Below are 24,031 nucleotides of genomic sequence, written 5' to 3' on the forward strand. Positions count from 1 at the left end.
GTTGTTCAGGACTGCTTACTTCTCAGTCCATGCCATGTTCCAGTGCGAGCCGGTACCCGGTTCAAACTGAGTGGCTGTAGGCGAGTACTGTGCGCAGTAACCCGAAGCAGGCCACGGCTTGCACTCGTACACCTGGCCGTTTTTTGGCTGCAACACAGTGGTACCTGCCTTGTAAGCCTTGAAACCTTCAGGGTAGATGGCATCGTACTGCTGACCGCCACCTTCGCCGGTCAGGGTCAAGGTTTTCAACTCCTGAAAGTTTTCACGACCATCTGCACTGCTGGCAATCAGCTTCAAGGCGTGAGCACCCGGGGCGCTGCTGACGTCAACGCTCAACGGTGCAGTGGTCGCGTTCACGTTTTGCTTGGTGTAGCCCACTTGTTTGTTGGCTTCGTTGTAGACCGTCGCTTCAACTGTAAGGTTTTTGTTGGTCATCAGGGTCAAGCCAACAGCGCCTTTGCCTTTGTCCAATACGTACTCGGCGGCAACGTCATGCACGTGCATGTAGGCGGCCGGGTCTGGAATCATCTGGGTCAGCAACTGGTAGTTGGTGACACCGCTTTGGGCCTTGGCGTAGAAGGTATTGGCACCTTTGATTGGCTCAATGACGCCTTCTTCGTTGCGAATACCGGCACGTACCGACTTGTTGCTCGCGTTCACGGTTTGCGCCAACTTGTAGGACCAGTTTTCTGGCAAGCCTTCTGCTATGGAGTCGATGCCGATCGAGAAGCTGTATTCGGCACTTTCCGCACTGCCGGTAAAGGCTCGAGCCTTGACGGTGTCGCCTGGCAGCAATGAGTGAGTCGGCGTCAACGCTCCGACTTTGGTCCAGCCGTCAGGCGCTGCCCCTTCAGCGGTGATATTGACATCCACCACGTCGTAGAAAGCCGCCGCAGTGTCGTCTACTGTCCATGCTCCCAAAATCACGTGCTGACCCGTGCGGTCTGCCGGAATCACACAGGCGTGTTTTTTGGCTGCCGGGCCATTGCCGCCCGCTGCGCCATCGATGGGTACGCCACCGCCGCCTTCAACGCTGCAAAACGGGGTCGTATCAAAGTCATCGCGGGTGAGGGGCCGATTAGGGTTCCAATCGGTTTTGGTGATGAAGTATTCCCACTTGGTACTTTTATGGGCAGCGGTGTAGAACCAGCTGAATTCAATGTTGCGGTTCTTGATTTCGCTCAGATGCCAGCGGGTTGCAGACTGGGCATCCAGAGCCGAGAACATGGCATTGCCACCGCTCGGGATCTTGCCATCGGCAGGACCAAATGCCGGGAAGCCTTTAGGAGCTTCACCCACTGTTTGCGGTTCATATTCAGCTGGACCACAGTTGGTGTTCAGGGCCAAGCGACAGGCATACGCGCGTGACGGTGGCTCGTTCATATAACCATGTGCAACCGCCTGTTGTGACGCGAACAGTGACGCCAGTAGAGTCAGCGAAGATGCACACCCCATCAAAGCCCCAGACTTAGAAAGTGCAAATTTCATATAAGAGTTCCTTAGTTTTTATTAGGCAGCCGTTACGACCGCTATTTTTGGCACTGCATATTCGAACAACGCACGCAACATCACAAAAAACGATGACCGCTAAGTCATGACTTCAGCAAAGAAACATGTAGACATATTTAACCCCCACCAAAAGCGACAATCCTTTGATGAACATGCCACCCCAAGTAATATTTTTTACTGAAACAAATAAAGCAATAGCGCTCGGATTTTACGGAGGCGTATCGAAATGTATGTAGGAAACTTCCTGCAAGGATGTAGGAGTATGAATTAGTTATTCAATAGCCATTGTCACAGTCATAACCCATAACTGATGCAAATAGCAGTCAAAAAAAACCCCGGCATTCGCCAGGGTTTTTTAAAAGTCGAGCTTACTCGTGATACTGCCCCGAGAACTCGTGCACCGCGCTGATGAAGGCGCCTGCGTGTTCCGGCTTCACTTCCGGGGTGATGCCGTGACCCAGGTTGAACACATGGCCCGAACCCTTGCCGTAGCTGGCCAGGATGCGCTTGACCTCGGTGCGGATTGCTTCCGGGTTTGCGTACAGCACGGTCGGGTCCATGTTGCCTTGCAGCGCAACCTTGTTGCCCACTCGCTTGCGGGCTTCGCCCAGGTCGCAGGTCCAGTCCAGACCCAGCGCATCGGCGCCAGCATCGGCAATGCTTTCCAGCCACAGACCACCGTTCTTGGTGAACAGGATGACCGGCACTTTGCGGCCTTCGTGCTCGCGGATCAGGCCGCTGACGATTTTGCGCATATAAGCCAGGGAGAACTCCTGGTACGCCGCAGACGACAGGTTGCCGCCCCAGGTATCGAAGATCTGCACCGCTTGCGCACCGGCCAGGATCTGCCCGTTGAGGTAAGAAGTGACCGACTGCGCCAGTTTGTCGAGCAACAAGTGCATGGCTTGCGGGGTGTCGTAGAGCATGGCCTTGGTTTTACGGAAGTCCTTGGAGGAGCCGCCTTCAACCATGTAGGTAGCCAAAGTCCACGGGCTGCCGGAGAAGCCGATCAGGGGCACGCGACCATTCAGTTCCTTGCGGATGGTGCTGACGGCGTTCATCACGTAGCCGAGGTCTTTTTGCGGATCGGGAATCGGCAACGCTTCGATGTCGGCCAGGGTGCTGACGACTTTTTTGAAGCGGGGACCTTCGCCGGTCTCGAAGTACAGGCCCTGGCCCATGGCATCGGGGATGGTCAGGATGTCGGAGAACAGGATGGCCGCATCCAGCTGCGGGAAACGGTCCAGAGGCTGCATGGTGACTTCACACGCGAATTCGGCGTTCTTGCACAGGCTCATGAAGTCGCCGGCCTTGGCGCGGCTGGCACGGTACTCCGGCAGGTAGCGACCGGCCTGACGCATCATCCACACAGGGGTTACGTCTACGGGTTGCTTGAGCAAAGCGCGAAGGAAACGGTCATTCTTGAGAACAGTCATGTCAGCATCCGGAAAAAAAGTGGGGGCATTTTCTCAGAGACGGACGCAAAAGGCACGGCAAGTGCCGTGCCTTTTATCTATCGGGGCGATTTGTCGCGGTTTAACCCACAAATACAATTTCCTGTAGCCGCTGCCGAAAGCTGCGAAAAGGGCCGGAGGACCTTCGCTCTTCAAGGAGAAGAGCGACCCCTTCGGGCTCGATCGCAGCCTGCGGCAGCGACTACAGGGGATCGGGTTACACGCCCAGGTAATCCATGATCCCTTCAGCCGCAGTACGGCCTTCGAAGATCGCGGTCACGACCAGGTCCGAGCCGCGCACCATGTCGCCACCGGCAAAAATCTTCGGGTGGCTGGTCTGGTGCTTGAATTTCGACTGCTCGGGCGCAATCACGCGGCCCTGGCTGTCGGTCTGGATGTCGAACTGCTCGAACCATGACGCCGGGCTTGGGCGGAAACCAAAGGCGATGATCACGGCGTCTGCCGGAATGATCTCTTCAGAACCCGGAATCGGCTCAGGGCTGCGTCGGCCACGGGCATCCGGCTCGCCGAGACGGGTCTCGACCACCTTCACGCCTTCAACCTTGCCTTCACCAACAATGGCAATCGGCTGACGGTTGTAAAGGAACTTCACGCCTTCTTCCTTGGCGTTCTTCACTTCTTTACGGGAGCCGGGCATGTTGGCTTCGTCACGACGATACGCACAGGTCACCGATTTGGCGCCCTGGCGAATCGAAGTACGGTTGCAGTCCATGGCCGTGTCGCCGCCACCCAGTACCACAATCTTTTTGCCTTTCATGTCGACGAAATCTTCCGGCGACTTTTCAAAGCCCAGGTTGCGGTTGACGTTGGCGATCAGGAAGTCCAGTGCATCGTGCACGCCTGGCAGGTCTTCACCGGCAAAACCACCTTTCATGTAGGTGTAGGTGCCCATGCCCATGAAGACGGCGTCGTACTCGGCCAGCAGCTGTTCCATGCTGATGTCCTTGCCGATTTCGGTATTGAGGCGGAACTCGATACCCATGCCGGTGAACACTTCGCGACGGTGGCTCAGTACGGTTTTCTCCAGCTTGAACTCCGGGATACCGAAGGTCAGCAGGCCGCCGATTTCCGGGTTCTTGTCGAAGACCACCGGGGTCACACCACCACGTACCAGCACGTCGGCACAGCCCAGGCCCGCAGGACCCGCACCGATAATGGCCACACGCTTGCCGGTCGGGACGACCTTGGACATGTCCGGGCGCCAGCCCATGGCGAACGCGGTGTCGGTGATGTACTTCTCCACCGAACCGATGGTCACTGCGCCAAAACCGTCGTTGAGGGTGCAGGCACCCTCGCACAGGCGGTCTTGCGGGCACACCCGGCCACAGACTTCGGGCAGGGTGTTGGTCTGGTGCGACAGTTCGGCGGCGGCGAGGATGTTGCCCTCGGCCACCAGTTTCAGCCAGTTGGGAATGAAGTTATGCACAGGGCATTTCCATTCACAATACGGGTTGCCGCAGCCCAGGCAGCGGTGGGCCTGCTCGGCCGACTGCTGGGGTTTGAAGGGTTCGTAGATTTCCACGAACTCTTTTTTGCGTTGACGTAACAGTTTCTTCTTCGGATCTTTGCGCCCGACATCGATGAACTGGAAGTCGTTACTCAGACGTTCAGCCATGGTTAAAACCTCATCAAACTTTTCAGGCGCATATCACTGCGGGTTGGCACGGATGCTGGAAAGCAACGATTTCAAGCTGGCAGCCTTGGGCTTGACCATCCAGAAACGACGCAGGTAATCATCGAGGTTTTCCGAGAGGTTGCGACCCCACTCGCTGTTGGTTTCCTCAACGTATTCGTCCAGCACGTGTTGCAGGTGATTGCGGTAGGCCTCCATCGCTTCACCACTGATCCGCTGGATTTCCACCAGTTCGTGGTTAACCTTGTCGACGAAGGTGTTGTCCTGATCCAGCACGTAGGCGAAACCGCCGGTCATGCCCGAGCCGAAGTTGTAACCGGTTTTGCCCAGTACGCAGACGAAACCGCCGGTCATGTATTCGCAGCAGTGATCGCCCGTGCCTTCAACCACGGTGTGAGCACCGGAGTTACGCACTGCAAAACGCTCACCCGCCGTACCCGCAGCAAACAGCTTGCCGCCGGTTGCGCCATACAGGCAGGTGTTGCCGACAATGGCGCTGTCCTGGGTTTTGTAGATGCTGCCCGCAGGCGGCACTATCACCAGCTTGCCGCCGGTCATGCCTTTGCCCACGTAGTCGTTGGCATCGCCTTGCAGGTACATGTGCAAACCACCGGCGTTCCACACGCCAAAGCTCTGACCTGCAGTGCCTTTGAAGCGGAAGGTGATCGGTGCTTTGGCCATGCCTTGGTTGCCGTGAGCACGGGCAATTTCACCCGAGATACGGGCACCGATCGAACGGTCGCAGTTGCAGATGTCGAGGTCGAACTCGGCACCGCTCATGTCGTTGATCGCTGAAGTGGCCAGTTCGACCATCTTCTCGGCCAGCAGGCCTTTGTCGAACGGAGGGTTGCGGTCGACCTGGCAGAACTGGGGTTTGTCCGCCGGGATGTGATCGCTGCCCAACAGAGGAGTCAGGTCCAGGTTGTGCTGCTTGGCGGTCTCGCCCTGCAGGATTTCCAGCAGGTCGGTACGACCGATCAGCTCTTCGAGGGTGCGCACACCCAGCTTGGCAAGCCACTCGCGGGTTTCTTCGGCCACGTAGGTGAAGAAGTTGACCACCATGTCGACGGTGCCGATGTAGTGATTTTTACGCAGCGATTCGTTTTGGGTCGCAACGCCGGTGGCGCAGTTGTTGAGGTGGCAAATACGCAGGTATTTGCAGCCCAGTGCGATCATCGGTGCAGTACCGAAGCCAAAACTCTCTGCGCCCAGGATCGCAGCCTTGATCACGTCCAGACCGGTTTTCAGGCCGCCGTCGGTTTGTACCCGCACTTTGCCGCGCAGGTCGTTGCCGCGCAGGGTCTGGTGGGTTTCAGCCAGGCCCAGCTCCCACGGAGCGCCCGCGTACTTGATGGAGGTCAGCGGTGATGCACCGGTGCCGCCGTCATAGCCGGAGATGGTGATCAGGTCGGCGTAGGCCTTGGCCACGCCTGCGGCGATGGTGCCTACGCCTGCTTCTGCTACCAGCTTCACCGATACCAGCGCTTTCGGATTGACTTGTTTCAAGTCAAAGATCAACTGCGACAAATCTTCGATGGAATAGATGTCGTGGTGCGGCGGTGGCGAAATCAGGGTGACGCCCGGTACGGCGTAGCGCAGTTTGGCGATCAGGCCGTTGACCTTGCCGCCCGGCAGTTGCCCGCCCTCGCCCGGTTTGGCGCCTTGGGCAACCTTGATTTGCAGCACTTCGGCGTTGACCAGGTATTCCGGGGTCACGCCGAAACGGCCAGTGGCCACTTGCTTGATTTTGGAGCTTTTGATGGTGCCGTAACGTGCCGGGTCTTCGCCGCCTTCACCGGAGTTGGAGCGTGCGCCCAAACGGTTCATGGCTTCAGCCAGGGCTTCGTGGGCCTCTGGTGACAGGGCGCCCAGCGAGATACCGGCCGAGTCGAAACGCTTGAGAATCGAGTCCAGCGGTTCGATGTCGTCGATGGCCAGCGGCGTGTCGAGGGTCTTGACCTGGAACAGGTCGCGGATCATCGACACCGGACGCTTGTCGACCAGCGCGGTGTATTCCTTGAACTTGCTGTAGTCACCCTGCTGCACAGCGGCTTGCAGGGTAGCGACTACGTCCGGGTTGTAGGCGTGGTATTCGCCACCGTGCACGTACTTGAGCAGACCGCCTTGCTGGATCGGCTTGCGCGCACTCCAGGCCTCGGCTGCCAGCAGCTTTTGCTCGGCTTCAAGGTCGACGAAGCGTGCGCCCTTGATGCGGCTTGGCACGCCACGGAAGCTCAGGTCGCAGATTTCTTCGGACAGGCCGATGGCTTCGAACAACTGCGCACCGCGGTACGAGGCAATGGTCGAGATACCCATCTTCGACAGGATTTTAAGCAAGCCTTTGGTGATGCCTTTGCGGTAGTTTTTGAACACCTCATAGAGGTCGCCCAGCACTTCACCGGTACGGATCAAGTCACCCAGTACTTCGTAAGCCAGGAACGGATAGACCGCCGAGGCGCCGAAGCCGATCAGCACCGCAAAGTGATGCGGGTCACGGGCAGTAGCGGTTTCAACCAGGATGTTGCTGTCGCAGCGCAGGCCTTTTTCGGTCAAGCGGTGATGCACGGCGCCCACAGCCAACGAGGCGTGAACCGGCAACTTGCCCGGTGCGATATGACGGTCACTCAGAACGATCTGGGTACGACCGGCGCGCGCGGCTTCTTCGGCCTGATCGGCGATATTGCGCACGGCCGCTTCAAGACCCACGCTCTCGTCGTAGTTGAGGTCGATGATCTGACGCTCAAAGCCCGGCAGGTCGAGGTTCATCAGCGAACGCCATTTGGCAGGCGAGATCACGGGCGAACTGAGGATCACACGGGAAGCGTGCTCCGGGGATTCCTGGAAGATGTTGCGCTCGGCACCGAGGCAGATTTCCAGCGACATGACGATGGCTTCACGCAGCGGGTCGATCGGCGGGTTAGTCACCTGCGCGAACTGCTGGCGGAAGTAGTCGTACGGCGTGCGAACACGCTGGGACAGCACGGCCATTGGCGTGTCGTCACCCATCGAGCCTACGGCTTCGTAGCCTTGCTCGCCCAACGGACGCAGCACCTGGTCGCGCTCTTCGAACGTCACCTGGTACATCTTCATGTATTGCTTGAGCTGATCAACGTCGTAGAACGCCGAACCGTGGTCGTTGTCTTCCATGGTCGCCTGAATGCGCAGGGCATTCTTGCGCAGCCACTGTTTGTACGGGTGGCGCGACTTCAAGCGGTTGTCGATGGAGTCGGTGTCCAGCACCTGACCGGTTTCGGTGTCCACGGCCAGGATCTGGCCCGGACCAACACGGCCTTTGGCGATCACGTCTTCTGGCTTGTAGTCCCACACGCCGATTTCAGAAGCGATGGTGATATAGCCGTTGGTGGTTGTCACCCAGCGCGCAGGGCGCAGACCGTTGCGGTCGAGCAGGCAGACAGCATAACGACCGTCGGTCATCACTACGCCAGCCGGGCCGTCCCACGGTTCCATGTGCATGGAGTTGTACTCATAGAACGCCCGCAGGTCGGGGTCCATGGTTTCAACGTTCTGCCACGCCGGTGGAATCAGCATGCGCACGCCACGGAACAGATCGATACCGCCGGTGACCATCAGTTCCAGCATGTTGTCCATGCTCGAGGAGTCAGAACCCACGCGGTTAACCAGCGGGCCGAGCTCGTCGAGGTCACCGATCAGGTCATTGGCGAACTTGGTGCGACGGGCCTGGGCCCAGTTGCGGTTGCCGGTGATGGTGTTGATCTCGCCGTTGTGGGCGAGAAAGCGGAATGGCTGGGCCAGCGGCCATTTCGGCAGGGTGTTGGTGGAGAAACGCTGGTGGAACACGCAAATTGCGGTTTGCAGGCGTTCATCGCTCAGGTCTGGATAGAAGGCGGTGAGGTCCGCCGGCATCATCAGGCCTTTATAAATGATGGTCTTGTGGGAAAAGCTGCAGATGTAGTGATCGGTGTCAGCGGCGTTGCTCACCGATGAACGGCGACGGGCGCTGAACAGTTTGATCGCCATGTCCTGATCGCTCAGGTTTTCGCCAGCGATGAACACTTGCTCGATCTGCGGCAAACGTTCCAATGCCAGACGGCCCAGAACGCTGGTATCGATCGGCACTTTGCGCCAGCCCACCAATTGCAGGCCCGCCGCGAGGATTTCGCGGTTCATGTTGTCGCGGGCCGCTTCAGCCTTGATCGGGTCCTGGTTGAAAAACACCATGCCGACGGCGTATTGCTTGGGCAAATCTGCGCCGAACTGTTCTTTGGCGGTTGCACGCAAGAACAGGTCAGGCTTTTGAATCAGCAGGCCACAACCGTCACCGGTCTTGCCATCTGCGTTGATCCCACCGCGGTGGGTCATGCAGGTCAGGGCTTCAATGGCGGTTTGCAGGAGGGTATGACTAGGCTCGCCCTGCATATGGGCAATCAGGCCGAAACCACAGTTATCCTTGAATTCATCGGGGTGGTACAGACCTGCTTTCATAGACACTTTCTCACCAGGCTGCCCCAAAAAGGGGCAAATTTCTTTTAATTCAACCACTTGCTCCCCGCGCTGAACGTACGCCAGCTTGGCAGGGGCAAAAGGGTGGTCATTCTACACACCGTCACATAGGCCCACAAATTTAACGGCGATTAACCGTAAGTTCGTGTCGCATTTATGAAAGGTTTAAAGCGATTGCTCGTGCTAGTCAAAACATTTTTGATGTCGACTGCTGCGCGGCGCAGACACCACAAGGCACACGGCTTGATAAGCCCGTATGCACAAGCAGGAATTTGATGTGCTAGAACGGCGACCTGGGTAAGGTCGCCGGATCATCAGCGAGCTGTAGCCAGCTCTTTTTGGACGCTGGCGACAGTGCGAGGCCAAGGTTTACCAGCCTGTGTCTTCGCTGGCAAGTTCTTGATTGCCGCGGTGGCTGCGGCATGGCTTGGGAAATTGCCGTAGGTGACGACGTACAGCGGCTTGCCGTTCAAGGACTTCTTGAAATAGCGAGCATCGCCGCCCAGTTCTTTAGCGACATTTTGCGCAGACGCTTCAGAGCTGGTGCCGACGATCTGCACCACATAGTTGTTGGCAGGCTGGCTGGAGTACCAGCTGCCGCCCGGTGCGGCCTTGGCAACAACGACCGGCTTCTCGACTGGCTTGACCACCGGCTTGGCTGCCGGGGCTGGGGCCGGAGCAGGCTTGGCGACAGGGGCAGGCGCTGGCTTGGCCGTCGCCACGGTTGGCGCCGGCGTCGCCACTGGCGCAGGGCCCGATGGCACGCCAACCGGTGGCGCCGTGGTGGTAACGGTTGGCGGCGAAGCTACACCGCCGTCGACCGCAGGCACACCGCCATCGTCGCCCTCAGGCATATCACCGGCCGCTTCGGCCAACGGACCACGCATCACCGGTTGGGATTGCCCCACCAGCGGCAATGGCATCGGCTGCGAAGAGCCAGCGAAATCAACAGACGGCTTGGCGCCGCCATTTGGAGCGGCCTGCCCCAGTTGTGTCTGTTCGGCACCCGGCGCGACTGGCGCCTTGCCACGACCAGGAATCAATACAGCAGCAGCGACAGCCACTACCACTACTGCACCAATGGCCAATACGTGTTTCTTCGGCATCTTGAACCCCATACTTGGACGCTTGACCGCTGAGCGGCTGGCAATCATGGCTTCGATCATTGCATCGCGGGCGACCTGGTTGATAGTGCCAGGCCAGCCTTCGGAGCTCTCGTGTATATCTGAGATCTGCTGAGCGCTAAAGAGTTCGATTCCTGCCCCAGCACCTTCGAGGCGCTGAGCCAGATACTCACGGGTTTCATCGAGGGTATACGGCTGCAATTCGATGACATGAAAACGTTCTTCATCCGGGCTCAACTGCTCCAGCCCGGCAATCATCGACGGCTCACCGAACAGGAACACATGCGGACGGCCTTCCGGCGCTCCCGCAGCCAGCGCCAGCAATGCTTCCAGTGCCGACTCGTCCAGCTGCTCGGCGTCATCGACCAACAAGTAGACTTCTTGTCCGGTCAGTGCCAATTGCACGACTTGGGCCAGAATGGAGCCGACATCGGGGCGTGCAACATTCAGGGTCTGTGCCACCTGGTGCAGAATGCCAGCCGCATCGCCAGCACCCCGCGCAGAAACCACAACACTCTGCACAGACTGTTTGTTGGTGCTCGCGACCAGCGCCTGGCGCAGCAAGGTTTTACCGCTGCCCTCAGGCCCGGCAACCACCAGCAACAACTGGCTGTAGCGGGCAAGGTGATGCAACTGCCCCAGCACCGGTTTGCGCTGGGCAGGGAAAAACTTGAAGCCCGGCACCCGTGGCGCAAAAGGGTCGTGGTTGAGCTGGAAGTGACCGAGGAACGCCTCGTCGGCATGCAAACTAGTCATCGGGATCTTATTAACCTTTAAGCTGAGCCAGCGCGCGGTAATCCGCACCCAGCGTGGCTTGGAGAACCTCGTGTGGATAATCGTCAGTCACCGTGGCTTCGCCCAGACGACGCAACAGCACCAGCCGCATGCGGCCGTCGATCACTTTCTTGTCAACCGCCATGTGCTGCATGAAGTCGGCTGGCGTCATTTCGCCGGGCGGCACTACTGGCAAACCGGCGCGCTGAAAAATTCGAATGCCGCGATCACGCTCTGCATGGCTGATCCAGCCCAGGCGGGCGGACATTTCCAGAGCCATTACGGTGCCAGCGGCTACCGCTTCACCATGTAACCATACGCCGTAGCCCATATGGGTTTCGATGGCATGGCCAAAGGTGTGACCGAGGTTGAGGGTGGCACGTACCCCCGTTTCGCGTTCATCGGCACCCACCACTTCAGCCTTGGCGGCGCACGAACGCTGGATCGCAGCGGTCAGGGCGACCTGATCCAGCGCACGCAACGCGTCCATGTTGTCCTCAAGCCAGGTCAGGAACGGCTCATCGCAAATCAGGCCGTACTTGATGACTTCTGCCAGCCCTGCAGACAATTCGCGGGCCGGGAGAGTGTTGAGGGTCTGGGTGTCGATCAGTACCAGGTTGGGCTGATAAAAAGCACCGATCATGTTCTTGCCCAGCGGGTGGTTGATCCCGGTTTTGCCGCCCACCGACGAATCGACCTGAGACAGCAAGGTGGTCGGCACCTGGATGAAATCAACACCGCGCTGGTAACAGGCAGCGGCAAAACCCGCCATGTCACCCACCACGCCGCCGCCCAAGGCAATCACCGTGGTGCGCCGATCGTGGCGAGCCGTGAGCAGGCCGCTGAAAATCAGCTGCAGGGTTTCCCAGTTTTTGAATGATTCGCCATCGGGCAGGACAATCGGCACTACCGAGTACTGCGCGAGGCTGCGCGTCAGGCGCTCAAGATAGAGGGGTGCGACCGTTGCATTGGTCACAATGGCCACTTGGCGACCCGCGATATGGGGGGCCAGCAACTGCGGCTGATCCAACAAACCTTCGCCAATATGAATCGGGTAGCTACGCTCGCCTAGATCAACCTTCAGTGTCTGCATGAATCCCCGCGTTGAAACAGGTCACCGGCGACCTGCTTCGCAATTATCAAGTGATGGTCGCCTCTTTTCTGACACGACCCGATAGCCTTTGCTGGCGCCGAGGATAGCGCATTTCGTACCGCACTTTAATGGTCCAGCACAGCGGTCTTACCGAGGAGCAAGCTGCGCCAGTCGCTCGAGAATATCCAGAACCACCATGCGAGGCGGTCGCTCATCGGTTTCGACCACCAGATCAGCGATTTCCCGATAGAGGGGATCGCGAATGGCCAGCAAGTCGCGCAGGATTTTTTCCGGGTTTGCGTTGCGTAGCAAAGGCCGATTGCGGTCACGTGAGGTACGCGCAACCTGCTGCTCGATGGAAGCATGCAAGTAAACCACTCGTCCGCCATTGCGCAACGCCTGGCGGTTTTCCGCACGCATGACGGCACCACCACCGGTCGCCAGCACGATGCCATTTTCATGACACAGTTCGACAATCATGGCCGTTTCACGGTCACGAAAGCCGGGCTCACCTTCTTTGTCGAAGATCCACGGGATATTGGCACCCGTGCGCACTTCAATTTCCTTATCGGAATCTTTGAACGGCAGGTGCAACTCTTTGGCCAGCAAACGTCCGATGGTGCTTTTTCCAGCCCCCATTGGCCCAACAAGAATCAAATTTCTCACAGAATCAATGACTCACAGCAATCGCCTGGTTGTTCATGATACGCGGAGTCAGGAACACCAGCAGTTCGGATTTTTTTTCCAGGACAACGTCTCTACGGAAAAGTCGGCCAACATACGGCAGATCTCCTAAAAATGGCACTTTATCTACTACTTTGCTCTGAGTATTTGAGAACACTCCCCCAATCACGATGGTTTCACCGTCCTTGACCAGCACCTTGGCCCGGACCTCATTCTTCTTGATTGGCGGCACATCATGGACCCGGTTCATGTAATCGGGCTCGTCCTTGGTTACGACGACCTCCATGATGACGCTGTTGTCAGGGGTTATTTGCGGTGTCACCTCCAGGGACAACGAGGCCTCCTTGAACGATACCGATGTGGCACCGCTTGAGCTGGACTCTTGATAGGGAATTTCAGTGCCCTTGAGGATTTTGGCGGTTTCCTTGTCGGAGGTAACTACTTTGGGCTGAGAGATGATTTCACCGTTGCCGGTTTTTTCCATGGCTGCCAGCTCCAGGTCCAACAACACATTGTTGGTGATAAAGGCGATGCCCAGCCCTGATGTATTACCCGAAACGCCCAGGTCCACAAAGGGCGCGCTCAGATCGCCGGGCACTGCCCCTGATGCAGGCGTGCGGGTAATACCGCCCGCACTCCAGTGGCCTTCGTTGCGCAGGGTGCCACCCCAACGAACCCCCAGGCTTTTCTCATAGTCCACACCCGCCTCAACAATTCGGGCTTCGATCATCACCTGACGTACCGGCACATCCAGCTGAGCCACGAGGCGGCGCAACTCCTCCAGCCGCTCACCAGACTCAAAGGCAATTATGTTATTGGTGCGCTCATCCACGGCGATTGTGCCCTGCCCGTCAACGTCGGGCTGAGCACCGGTCACAGACTGGAACAATTTGGCAATATCTGCAGCCTTGGCGTAATTGACCTGCACCAGCTCTCTGCGCAAAGGCGCAAGGCGGGCCAGTTGATTGCGGGCCTCAAGTTCATGACGCTCGCGAGCCGCGATGTCTTCAGAGGGCGCGATCAACAGCACATTACCCTCAAGGCGCTTGCCCAGACCCTTGCTTTTAAGCACCAGATCCAGCGCCTGATCCCACGGTACGTCCTGCAGGTTCAGGGTAATGCTGCCCTGTACGGCGTCGCTGACCACCACATTGAACCCCGTGAAATCTGCCAGTAGCTGAAGCACTGCGCGCACTTCGACCTCCTGAAAGTTCAGGGACATTGTTTCGCCGACATACGAAGAGGGGATGACTGTGGCCTGGGCAGCCGCCAGCGTTGACTGCGAATTCAGCGCACTCCATAGCGCCAGTACGCAGACCGGTAAAATCCTTTTCATGGTGTTTATCCGTTAAGAGTGTTGCTTTAAAGGGATCGTCAGGGACCTTTCCAACCAGCCGCCCCGACCATCGGAAATCACTTCAAACACTTCAACCTGGGTCACGTCCACCGAAGCAAGCTGGCCATTGTTGCGCCCCAGGTAATCACCTACTTTCAAACGGTGGATGACACCGTTAACCCGTAGCAATGCGTTGGTTTCCAGATCATTGGACAGCGTCCCGACCATCTCGAATTGCTCAAGATCGAAGCCTTCCAGAAACTGCCGTGCCCGGTCACCGTCAAGCTCGTCACCGACGAGGCTGACCTGCCAATTGCCAGCCCCGCGCCCGGGCACGGCCTGAAAAGGATTGCGCAGCGTCAACGCGTCATAGGTGAACACGTGCGCTGGATTGATTTCCGGAAGAGGCTCAATGGCCTCACCCGAGTGCACCTGAGCGGTCTGCAAATACGTTTGCAGCTCAACGGTACCCTGCGGGCCATCGCACCCCGCCAGCGTCGCCAGCAATCCAGCGCCAAACAGTCGAAAACAGACACTCATGGGATCAGTCCTTGATCGTGGGTGCGGTAGGCCCTGGCCAGCAGCGTCATGCGTAACTGGCCGCTACCTGAGCTGTTGAGCGGAGCAAGTGCGAAATCATGAAGGGTGACTATGCGTGGCAGGCTCGCCATGGCGCTGACGAAGAGCCCCAACTCGTGGTACCCACCGGCGAGAGTCATCTGCAGGGGCAGTTCGGCATAGAACGGCTGAAGGACTTCGGGCAACCACTCAATATGCTCGACCACCAGGCCGTTGAGGTGGCTCAGTCGCGAAATCTCATCCAGCAAACCGGGCACTTGCGCCTGGGCAGGGAGTTGTTCGAGCAATACGCCAAAGGCGGCTTCCAGCCCTTGCATTTGCTTCAAGTAGGCATCCAGGTTCGCAACCTGGGCAACCCTGGATTCAAATTCGGCCTTTAGTCTGGCTTGAGCTTCATGCTGCAGTTGCAACCGGGCAAACGAGGGCTGCAACAGCAACGGATACCCCAGCGCCAGGATCATGCCCAACCACGCCAGCGCGACGAGATTTTTGCGTTTTGGCGACCAGACTCCCGGATGCCCGAGGTCCAGCTCCCGAAGGTCAAAGCTGCGCAGGCTGTGTAGCCACTGCGCGGCCATCACAACGCCCCCGCAGCGGGTGTATGCCGGGCCTCGCGCACCGTCAGTTGAAACTGACGCTCTGGCCCGCCGGCATGGGCAGGATCGGCCTTGACGTCATTGAGCTCGGGCGTTTCCAGCCAGTGTGAAGCATCCAGATTGCGCATCAATTGCGCGACGAGGGTATTGGACTGGGCAACCCCCGTGATGACTATTGTGCCCTCGGTCATTTTCACGTCAGTGAAGTGCACGCCTTCGGGCAAGCTGCGCGCCAATTGCTCCAGAATAATCCCGCTGCTCGATCGGCTGCTCTGCAGCGCCCCGATTGTTTGCATACGCTCAAGCAATTGCTCGCGGCGTACTTTCAACTGATCGATTTGCTCCGCACGGCCGTCCAGCTGGAACGTGGCACTGCGGATCAAGTCATTGCGCTCCAGCTGCTGCTCTACCAGGTTGTCGATAAACTGGTCAGCAGCAAACAATCCGGCCACTGTTCCCACCGACAGGACTGCCAGCACCATCAAAAACCGCTTGCGCCGCTTTTCACGCAACAACGCGCGCCAGGGCAACAAATTGATTCTCGCCATCAATCAAACCCCCTCAAGGCCAGACCGCAGGCAGTCAACAACACAGGAGCATCGCAGAGCAAGGCTTCAGGTGCGAGCCCAGGCTCAACGTTCATGCCCATAAAGGGATTGGCGGCGCGTACAGGCCTTCCGAGCCGGGCTTCAACCCACTGACTCAGCCCCGGAGTCGCTGCCGCCTTGCCAGCCAATATGATCATGTCGATCGTGCCTTCAACGCCGGACTGAAAAAACAGCTCCAGCCCGCGCTCCAGATGCCCGGACACCCTGCTTTCGAATCCGTGCGCCTCTGTGTCTCCGTGCTCAGGGAGCAACTCGCGGTAGTAAACAACCTGCCCTTGGTACACAACGCTCAACAGCGCTGCATGGGTTGCAAGGTCGAGTACTGCCACTGCACCTTGCAGCGCCATGTCCGCTGTCATTGCCTCAACCCCGCACGCCAGGGCATGGGCCTGGACAGCAACCACCCGAGGGGTCAGGCCTGCGCCGGTCAAGACCGAACGATGCCACTCAAGAGCCTCTTGGCGGCACGCCGCCATCTGCACGCGGACCCGTCCGGGATGGGTCGATGAAACGTCTTCAACCTCGAAATCAAGCGCCACGTCATCCAGCGCATAAGGAATGTATGGCTCCGCTTCCAGTCGTACATGAAGCTCAAGCTCGACTTCATTCAAACCCGCCTCGATCTCCAGGGTTTTGCAGATGACTTGCCCATCAGGCATCCCGACAATCGCATCACGGGTCACAACGGCAGCTTTTTCCAGCGCCCCGAGGAGCACTTGAACGACACTTTTGGACTCGGCGCCGGTCTGAAGTTCCGTAAGCCCGGCTGGCAGCGGTTCTATGGCATAACCCTGGAGCTTGAGCCGGCCCTGGGAGCGGCTCAGTTCGACGATTTTGATTGCTTGCTGGCTGATATCAACGCCGAGACAGCGATGGCGTGTTCTGGGAAGAAATCCGGGCACTTTTGTTTTCCCTAATGCAATCCGTAACTTACGGAGGGTAAAAAATGAGATCCGTTCAAAACCTGTTCTGACATGCGGCTCATGACGCCCATGAGCGAAAAATGCTTATAATGCCGTGCGTTTTTTTCCGTATCGTCGACCCGGCGCAGCTGCGCACTACCCTGACGTGCAAACCCATTTCTTAATCTGGAAATCCAAAAGCCTTGATTCGTCTGCTGAAGTTTTTCGGGTGGTCTTTCGTTGCTGTGTTCTGCGGGCTGTTGCTCGTGTTGAGCGGCGCGTTTCTCTATCTTAGTCCTGGCTTGCCGTCCGTAGAGTCGTTGAGAAGCATCCAGTTGCAGATTCCTTTGCGGGTCTACACCAGCGACGGAAAGTTGATCGCAGAGTTTGGCGAAATGCGCCGCTCTCCAATCAAGTTCACCGACATTCCCCCCAATTTCATCAATGCCCTGCTCTCTGCAGAAGATGACAACTTCGCCAATCATTACGGGGTTGATCCCAGTAGCCTGATGCGTGCCGCTACCCAACTGGTAAAAAGCGGACACATACAATCAGGTGGCAGCACCATCACCATGCAGGTGGCGAAGAACTATTTCCTGTCCAGCGAGCGCAGCTTTTCGCGCAAAACCAACGAGATCCTGCTGGCACTGGAAATCGAACGCGAACTGACCAAGGACGAAATCCTTGAGCTGTATGTGAACAAGATTTACCTGGGCAACCGCGCTTACGGCATCGAAGCCGCTGCGCAGGTTTACTACGGCAAGTCGATCCGCGACCTGAGCCTGGCGCAGATGGCCATGATTGCCGGCCTGCCCAAGGCCCCTTCGCGCTTTAATCCACTGGCCAATTCGGTACGCAGCAAAGAGCGCCGCGACTGGATCCTGGGCCGCATGTACAAGCTGGGCAAGATTGATCAGGCCAGCTACGAAGCTGCTGTCGCAGAGCCCGTAAACGCCAGCTACCACGTGCCAACCCCGGAAGTGAGCGCGCCTTACATCGCTGAAATGGCCCGGGCCGAAATGGTCGGACGCTATGGTAGCGAGGCTTACACCGAAGGTTTCCGCGTCACAACAACGGTGCCAAGCGACCTTCAGGAGCTCGCCAACACTGCAGTTCACGAAGGTCTGATTGCCTATGACCAGCGCCACGGCTATCGAGGCCCCGAGTCGCGCCTGCCGGGCAAGACCCTGGCCGTCTGGACTCAAGAGCTGGCCAAGCAACGGGCAATCAGCGGCCTGGAGCCTGCAATCGTGACCCAGGTCGACAAGGACGGCCTGCAAGTGCTGACCCGCACCGGCGAAGTTCACGTTTCCTGGAACACCATGAAATGGGCACGCAAGTTCCTCAATACCAACAGCATGGGCCCAATGCCCAAGCAGCCTTCGGATGTCGCTCAGGTCGGCGACCTGATTCGCGTGCAGCCGCAGACCGATGGCAGCTACAAGTTCAGCCAGGTGCCCACCGTACAAGGTGCGCTGGTATCCCTGGACCCGAACAACGGCGCTATCCGCTCACTGGTGGGAGGCTTTGCCTTCGAGCAGAGCAACTACAACCGTGCGATGCAAGCCAAACGCCAGCCAGGCTCAAGCTTCAAGCCTTTCATTTACAGCGCCGCGCTGGATAACGGCTACACCGCCGCCACTCTGGTGAACGATGCACCGATCGTGTTTGTCGACGAGTACCTGGACAAGGTCTGGCGTCCAAAGAACGACACCAACACCTTCCTCGGCCCGATTCGCGTGCGAGAGGCCCTGTACAAATCTCGCAACCTGGTCTCGATCCGCTTGCTGCAAAGCCTGGGTGTCGACCGCACCGTCGACTACATCAGCAAGTTTGGCTTCAACAAGCAGGACCTGCCGCGCAACCTGTCGCTGGCCTTGGGAACTGCAACCCTGACGCCTATGGAGATCGCTACCGGCTGGAGCACGTTCGCCAACGGTGGTTACAAAATCACGCCGTATCTGATCGACAAGATCGAAAGCCGCAACGCCGAGACCCTGTTCGTGGCCAACCCGCCAAGCGTGCCCAAAGCCGCAGGCAAGGATGTGCCGCCAGAAGCTGCAGCGCTGACCATCGACACCATCAATGCAGCACCCGGCCTGCCTACCGTCGAGACGCAAGCCGTGGCCGAACGCATTGTTGACGGCCGCACCACTTACATTCTCACCAGCATGCTGCAGGACGTGATCAAGCTCGGTACTGGTCGCCGCGCCCTGGCGCTGGGACGCACCGACCTGGCGGGTAAAACCGGTACGACCAACGAGTCCAAGGATGCATGGTTCTCAGGCTACAACGCCGATTACGTGACTACCGTATGGACCGGCTTTGACCAACCTGAAAGCCTCGGCCGTCGGGAATATGGTGGCACCGTAGCCCTGCCGATCTGGATGACCTACATGGGTGGCGCGCTCAAGGGCAAGCCGGCTCATACGTTGCCTGAACCCGAAGGCATCCTCAGCTTGCGGATTGACCCGTTAAGTGGCCGTATCGCTTCCCCTGGAACGCCAGGCGCCTACTTTGAGCTGTTCAAGAGCGAAGATACGCCGCCGACCAACAGCGAACTGGGCAACAGCGTAGCGCCTGGCAGCCCGCTGCCGGCAGATGATGGGGCTCCAATAGATCTCTTCTGACGAAGAGAGCAGCGAGCGCTTAGCTACAAGTTGCAGGTGAAGAGCGGTTGTTCGCGTGTAACTTGTAGTTTGCTCAAGCGAGCATGTACTTCAAGGGACCAGTCCCGTCGAGCATCTCAGCTACCGGCGCCATGGCCAGCTGATCGATACGGGTACTTTCGGCGTGTGCCTCCCAGCGCGCCAGGCTTTCGGCCAGGACATCGCAGTGCTGCGCGAACCCTCCATATACATCTCTGCGACTGGGCACCCTGAACCTCAATTGGTATAGCCCCTCGCGGGTTTTCTGGACGTTGCCCATCTCGCGCATCAACAGATTCATGACTCGTACTTGCTGTTCAAATACACCGTCGGCCCGCGTCATTACCTCACGGTAGTGAGCCCGCAGTTGTTGGGCGACGTGTTCAAGTGCCTGATCCACAAACAGTACTTCACGCTCCGTCACCAGCGAGCAATGGGCATTCAGCGCTTGCTGGCTTCGACGCAGAACCGCCCAACTGCTCGGAATGTAACTGTCGACCATGAACTGCTGGCCAACGTCGACCCGTTGCTTGAGCAGCCCATCGGATTCTGGCACGCCGATTTTTTGCTCAAGCATCGCGTGACTCACAGCATGCTGGGTGACGGTATCGCTCAACGGCCCCCACATCACATGCGACACCTGCCCCTGACCAAACTCCACCGGCATGAAGTGACGCAAGGTTCCGTGATGCTGATAAGGCTCCCCAAGCAATTGGCTCAGGCCTGCCACAAACACCCCAAAACCTGCAGGCACATTCGTAAAGCTGAGCACCGAACCTGCGCGATAAGCCGATAACGGGCTGTTCATCCAGCTTCCAGGGACACTGGGGATCGAGTCGTGATGGTTGACCATGCGCTGATGCACCAGCCCACTGGCTGCATTGACGAAGGCCCCATCTGCTGCACGAGGGGCTCCATAGGTGTAGAGCCGTACGTCGCAAGCCCGGCGCAAACGCAGCATCTGCGCAAGGATCAAACCAATTGCCCCTCCCTGGCTGTGACCGCAGACCAGTACTTTTTGCCCGGCATGGAATTTATCCAGATAAGCATCAACAAGCTCAAACGCCTGCCGTGCAGCTTCGTAAAAACCGCCATGCACCTTTCCCTCGCCTTCTTCAAACGGCACTTGAGGGGCATCTGCATCCTGCAAGAGGTCGGACCAGGAGCAGGTGCCTCGAACCGCAATCAAAATGACTTTGTCGTTATGGGTCACAAAGGTTTGTGCACTTGTACCTTTTGATCCAAAACGAATATCACCGCGAAAATGCACACTGGTCGGAGTCTGCTGATCCGCCCCACCAAGAGGGTTATTGACCGGATACAGCACAGGGTCAAAAGGAACAATTTCCAGTCGTCTGGAGTACGCCACCTCTTCATACAGCGGGTAATAGGACTTGGCTTGCTCCGGGCTGACCTGCCAGTCCCCCATGCTCAACTCCGCACAGGGCGTGGTCACTCGCGACTTGCCTGTGGCGTGCTCGAAAGGACAATTGCTCAACGTGGCCATCAATGCCAACTGGTAAAGATTCAGCGCGCAAAACTGCGAATCGGTAGACAGCAACGGGCACAAGGCTCGCAAGGGCCGAACTTCCAGCAAGGCATGACGACCGACCGCCAGGGATACCCCAAGTGGGCCGCGTTCAAGGGGGTGGTGACAATCGACCATAGGCGGCAAGTGCGAAACATGCTCGACAAGGTGTCGGACTTCAACCTGGAAGTAATCGGTACAGGCATCGATAGGTAGCGGTTTATGCTGCGTGCGGGCGCCGTTTTTATTGAGGTATCGGGTGTGCTCGGCCCTGACCTGAAGCTCGGTAATCTTGAGGGGGTAATGCTTGCGATGGATTAGCCGCGAATACACATCATTGCGACCGCTATATAACTGCCTGAACGTGATGGCAACTGGCTCTACAAGATGATTGCCAACCTCACCGACTCCAGTGGCATCCAGATGGCCGCTGTGCTTCTTTCCTTCCCTGTCTACGAGCTCATAGACCAACCCTGCATAGGGCTCACCTGCGCCTCGCTCGTCAATCAATTGAAAACTGGTCCTGCTATTGCGCTTCTGACGTGAGGGCGTGAACATCCGTGATTCCTATAGGCACAGAGGGCAAACTTCAGAAAAAAGCACCCTTAAAATAAAGGAGTGACGCTAACGGATGATCGCGGGACTTTATGTAAGAAAGATCCTATTTTTTATGTGGAATAATCCCGTCTTCCTACGAGCTGATAAATGATCCAGCCCTGCAAAAACTAAAAAGCCCCGACGCTTTGCAGCGCCGGGGCTTGAGTTGACACGCTACACGGGTTTAGCCGTTGAAGACGTCATCAACGCTTTTGAGCGGGTAGTTCTTCGGGTATGGCAGGGTTGCAACACCGGTCTCGATAGCCGCTTTGGCAACTGCGTCGGAGATCAGGGTGATCAGGCGCACGTCCATTGGTTTCGGGATGATGTATTCACGACCGAATTCCAGCTTGATGCCGCCGTAGGCGTCACACACTTCTTGTGGCACTGGCAGTTTGGCCAGTTCACGAAGCGCATTGGCCGCTGCGATTTTCATTTCTTCGTTGATGCGCTTGGCGCGAACGTCCAGAGCACCACGGAAGATGAACGGGAAGCCCAGTACGTTGTTGACCTGGTTCGGGTAGTCCGAACGACCGGTGGCCATGATCACGTCGTCACGGGTGGCGTGAGCCAGTTCCGGCGAGATTTCCGGATCAGGGTTCGAGCACGCGAACACGATCGGGTTAGGTGCCATGCGCAGCAAGTCTTCAGCGCTCAGCAGGTTCGGACCCGACAGGCCAACGAACACGTCTGCGCCGTTCATGGCGTCAGCCAGGGTGCGCTTCTCGGTTGCGTGGGCGAATACCGCCTTGTACTGGTTCAGATCGTCACGGCCGGAGTGGATCACGCCGGTGCGGTCGATCATGTAGATGTTTTCGATGGTTGCACCCATGCTCACCAGCAACTTCATGCAGGAGATGGCTGCTGCACCGGCGCCCAGGCAAACGATCTTGGCGTCAGACAGGGTCTTGCCAGCGATTTCCAGGGCGTTGATCATGCCGGCCGCGGTCACGATAGCGGTGCCGTGCTGGTCATCGTGGAATACAGGAATATCGCACTGCTCGATCAGAGCACGTTCGATCTCAAAGCACTCAGGTGCCTTGATGTCTTCGAGGTTGATGCCGCCGAAGGTGATGGAGATGCGTTTTACGGTGTCGATGAAAGCCTGTGGGCTCTCGGAGTCAACTTCGATATCGAATACATCGATACCGGCAAAGCGCTTGAACAACACGCCTTTGCCTTCCATAACAGGCTTGGAGGCCAATGGGCCGAGGTTACCCAAGCCCAGAATAGCGGTGCCATCGGAAATCACGGCTACCAGGTTGCCTTTGCCAGTGTATTTGTAGGCAAGTTCAGGGTCGCGGGCGATTTCGCGTACTGGTTCGGCTACACCCGGGCTGTAAGCCAGCGCTAGATCGCGGGCTGTAGCGGTAGGTTTGGTGAGCTCGACACTCAGTTTCCCTGGACGGGGCTGGGCATGGTATTCGAGAGCGGCGGTTTTCAAATCAGACATGTGGGCATTCCGCTTTTTTGCTGTTGGACAGACGAATCGCCGAGCATACGCGTGTCGCAAAGTCCCGACAAGACTGACCAGTCAGCAGTGTCAAGGGCTTTGCCTTACGACTTTGGCCCAAGAGCCGCGCCCCATAAGGGCTAGAGTGTTCACAATCTATATTAAAAATTGTCTACAATTTTTAATGCGCTGCCACTTTCAGCATCCCCGGATGAGTCAAAGACAACATCCAGCGCGCCTGCCCTTCCTTTAACCCGCCTCGACGCGAACGATCCAGCACCCAGCCTCTGGCCTCGACCTGTTTACCTTGCAGGCCAGCAAGGGTTTTCTGATCGAAATTGGCCAACTGATTGGGTGCAATATGCAGCACCAAACCACCCTGCATATCGATCCAAAGCCCCCCACGATTGCGCTGCACCTTGTCGACCTTACCGCCCACCAGAGCAAAGCCTGAACGGCTGATTTGCTGCGGCGCCAGCACCGGCGATTGCCGCCAAAGCCCCAGGCCTGCTGCCCGGGCACTGCGCTCAGCCGCTTGCTGACAATCGAGCAGTGCGACATTGGGCGCTATCGCCACCTGATACCCCAGGCCATCTGCCAGAAGCTGGGCTTCTAGATTGCTGCCATCAGCACCAAACACATGGGCCAGGGTACGACCATAACGGTCCTGGGCCTGCGTACCCACCAACAGCCCGACCCGGCCATCGCTGCGCGCAACCAGCGCTTGCAGGCGTTTGTGGGCTGCGCCAGCAAAAGGCTCGGCGGACTGGCCTTTCTTACCTGTTTCAGGAGCATTGATACCGATCATGCGCACGCTGCGACCATCCTTCAGACGCAAGGTGTCGCCGTCGGACACGCGCTCTACCAACGCGTAGGAAACAGCGCCAGGGGCCGGGCAAAGCGGCGCAGCCCAAGCGCCGGAAAACCAAATCGCAGGCATAAAAAAGGCGCCCGCAAGGGACGCCTTTTTCAATAACCTGACCAGACCCGAAAGGCTGCTCAAGGTCATC

At 57.9% G+C, this 24,031-nt stretch carries 15 protein-coding genes and 1 pseudogene; 1 reads left to right on the forward strand and 15 read right to left on the reverse strand.

Annotation, left to right across the window (positions count from 1 at the left end; all coding sequences use genetic code 11):
• Window positions 1-15: 15 nt before the first annotated feature.
• The 12 genes and pseudogenes from gbpA to pilM form a co-directional block, all read right to left on the reverse strand.
• Complete coding sequence (gbpA, locus tag VSQ83_RS22210; RefSeq protein ID WP_219262180.1) at window positions 16-1,488, reverse strand: N-acetylglucosamine-binding protein GbpA; 1,473 nt, start codon at window positions 1,486-1,488, stop codon at window positions 16-18.
• Between the two features lie 389 nt (window positions 1,489-1,877).
• Window positions 1,878-2,945 carry a uroporphyrinogen decarboxylase gene (gene hemE / locus VSQ83_RS22215; RefSeq protein WP_133076746.1) on the reverse strand — a complete coding sequence of 356 codons (1,068 nt, stop codon included), beginning with the start codon at window positions 2,943-2,945 and terminating at the stop codon, window positions 1,878-1,880.
• 235 nt (window positions 2,946-3,180) lie between these two features.
• Complete coding sequence (locus tag VSQ83_RS22220) at window positions 3,181-4,599, reverse strand: FAD-dependent oxidoreductase (protein ID WP_133076747.1); 1,419 nt, start codon at window positions 4,597-4,599, stop codon at window positions 3,181-3,183.
• Window positions 4,600-4,632: 33 nt separating this feature from the next.
• On the reverse strand, window positions 4,633-9,081 hold the full coding sequence (gene gltB / locus VSQ83_RS22225; RefSeq protein ID WP_133076748.1) for a glutamate synthase large subunit: 4,449 nt from the start codon (window positions 9,079-9,081) through the stop codon (window positions 4,633-4,635).
• A gap of 332 nt (window positions 9,082-9,413) precedes the next feature.
• Window positions 9,414-10,979: an SPOR domain-containing protein gene (locus tag VSQ83_RS22230; RefSeq protein WP_326427542.1), complete on the reverse strand. Its 1,566-nt coding sequence runs from the start codon at window positions 10,977-10,979 to the stop codon at window positions 9,414-9,416.
• A 10-nt stretch (window positions 10,980-10,989) separates the two neighbouring features.
• Entirely contained in the window at window positions 10,990-12,090 is a 1,101-nt protein-coding gene (gene aroB / locus VSQ83_RS22235) for a 3-dehydroquinate synthase (RefSeq protein ID WP_133076750.1), read from the reverse strand.
• A gap of 147 nt (window positions 12,091-12,237) precedes the next feature.
• Window positions 12,238-12,756, reverse strand: coding sequence for a shikimate kinase AroK (gene aroK, locus VSQ83_RS22240; RefSeq protein WP_133076751.1), 519 nt, complete (start codon window positions 12,754-12,756; stop codon window positions 12,238-12,240).
• A gap of 4 nt (window positions 12,757-12,760) precedes the next feature.
• A pseudogene (locus tag VSQ83_RS22245) lies at window positions 12,761-14,014 on the reverse strand (type IV pilus secretin PilQ); the annotation flags it as partial.
• A gap of 108 nt (window positions 14,015-14,122) precedes the next feature.
• A complete protein-coding gene (locus VSQ83_RS22250; protein WP_326427544.1) occupies window positions 14,123-14,650 on the reverse strand; it encodes a pilus assembly protein PilP in 528 nt (175 codons plus the stop codon).
• Window positions 14,647-15,267: a type 4a pilus biogenesis protein PilO gene (locus VSQ83_RS22255; protein WP_133076754.1), complete on the reverse strand. Its 621-nt coding sequence runs from the start codon at window positions 15,265-15,267 to the stop codon at window positions 14,647-14,649. Before VSQ83_RS22255 ends, VSQ83_RS22250 begins: the two co-directional genes overlap by 4 nt.
• Entirely contained in the window at window positions 15,267-15,833 is a 567-nt protein-coding gene (locus tag VSQ83_RS22260; protein WP_133076755.1) for a PilN domain-containing protein, read from the reverse strand. The genes VSQ83_RS22255 and VSQ83_RS22260 overlap by 1 nt, the downstream gene beginning before the upstream one ends.
• Complete coding sequence (gene pilM, locus VSQ83_RS22265) at window positions 15,833-16,795, reverse strand: type IV pilus assembly protein PilM (protein WP_326427545.1); 963 nt, start codon at window positions 16,793-16,795, stop codon at window positions 15,833-15,835. The genes VSQ83_RS22260 and pilM overlap by 1 nt, the downstream gene beginning before the upstream one ends.
• A gap of 206 nt (window positions 16,796-17,001) precedes the next feature.
• Here pilM and VSQ83_RS22270 point away from each other — a divergent pair, with 206 nt between their 5' ends.
• Entirely contained in the window at window positions 17,002-19,425 is a 2,424-nt protein-coding gene (locus tag VSQ83_RS22270) for a penicillin-binding protein 1A (protein WP_442800256.1), read from the forward strand.
• Between the two features lie 73 nt (window positions 19,426-19,498).
• On the opposite strand, the gene VSQ83_RS22275 is transcribed toward VSQ83_RS22270, so the two are convergent.
• From VSQ83_RS22275 to VSQ83_RS22285, 3 genes are all read right to left on the reverse strand, one after another.
• A complete protein-coding gene (locus VSQ83_RS22275; protein WP_326427547.1) occupies window positions 19,499-21,529 on the reverse strand; it encodes a lipase family protein in 2,031 nt (676 codons plus the stop codon).
• A 223-nt stretch (window positions 21,530-21,752) separates the two neighbouring features.
• Window positions 21,753-23,021: a malic enzyme-like NAD(P)-binding protein gene (locus VSQ83_RS22280; protein ID WP_019825268.1), complete on the reverse strand. Its 1,269-nt coding sequence runs from the start codon at window positions 23,019-23,021 to the stop codon at window positions 21,753-21,755.
• 181 nt (window positions 23,022-23,202) lie between these two features.
• The gene (locus tag VSQ83_RS22285) at window positions 23,203-24,030 is read right to left on the reverse strand and encodes a thermonuclease family protein (protein ID WP_326427548.1); all 828 of its coding nucleotides are present in this window, start codon (window positions 24,028-24,030) and stop codon (window positions 23,203-23,205) included.
• Between the last annotated feature and the right edge of the window lies 1 nt (window position 24,031).

Origin of the sequence: Pseudomonas sp. DSV-1 (assembly GCF_035830915.1) — a bacterium.
Taxonomy (GTDB): Bacteria; Pseudomonadota; Gammaproteobacteria; order Pseudomonadales; family Pseudomonadaceae; genus Aquipseudomonas.

Excerpts from the sequence above, each read along its gene's own strand:
- gbpA (WP_219262180.1), bottom strand. The coding sequence starts at position 1,488 with ATGAAATTTGCACTTTCTAAGTCTGGGGCTTTGATGGGGTGTGCATCT.
- hemE (WP_133076746.1), bottom strand. The coding sequence starts at position 2,945 with ATGACTGTTCTCAAGAATGACCGTTTCCTTCGCGCTTTGCTCAAGCAA.
- VSQ83_RS22220 (WP_133076747.1), bottom strand. The coding sequence starts at position 4,599 with ATGGCTGAACGTCTGAGTAACGACTTCCAGTTCATCGATGTCGGGCGC.
- gltB (WP_133076748.1), bottom strand. The coding sequence starts at position 9,081 with ATGAAAGCAGGTCTGTACCACCCCGATGAATTCAAGGATAACTGTGGT.
- VSQ83_RS22230 (WP_326427542.1), bottom strand. The coding sequence starts at position 10,979 with ATGACTAGTTTGCATGCCGACGAGGCGTTCCTCGGTCACTTCCAGCTC.
- aroB (WP_133076750.1), bottom strand. The coding sequence starts at position 12,090 with ATGCAGACACTGAAGGTTGATCTAGGCGAGCGTAGCTACCCGATTCAT.
- VSQ83_RS22250 (WP_326427544.1), bottom strand. The coding sequence starts at position 14,650 with ATGAGTGTCTGTTTTCGACTGTTTGGCGCTGGATTGCTGGCGACGCTG.
- VSQ83_RS22255 (WP_133076754.1), bottom strand. The coding sequence starts at position 15,267 with ATGGCCGCGCAGTGGCTACACAGCCTGCGCAGCTTTGACCTTCGGGAG.
- VSQ83_RS22260 (WP_133076755.1), bottom strand. The coding sequence starts at position 15,833 with ATGGCGAGAATCAATTTGTTGCCCTGGCGCGCGTTGTTGCGTGAAAAG.
- VSQ83_RS22275 (WP_326427547.1), bottom strand. The coding sequence starts at position 21,529 with ATGTTCACGCCCTCACGTCAGAAGCGCAATAGCAGGACCAGTTTTCAA.
- VSQ83_RS22280 (WP_019825268.1), bottom strand. The coding sequence starts at position 23,021 with ATGTCTGATTTGAAAACCGCCGCTCTCGAATACCATGCCCAGCCCCGT.
- VSQ83_RS22285 (WP_326427548.1), bottom strand. The coding sequence starts at position 24,030 with ATGACCTTGAGCAGCCTTTCGGGTCTGGTCAGGTTATTGAAAAAGGCG.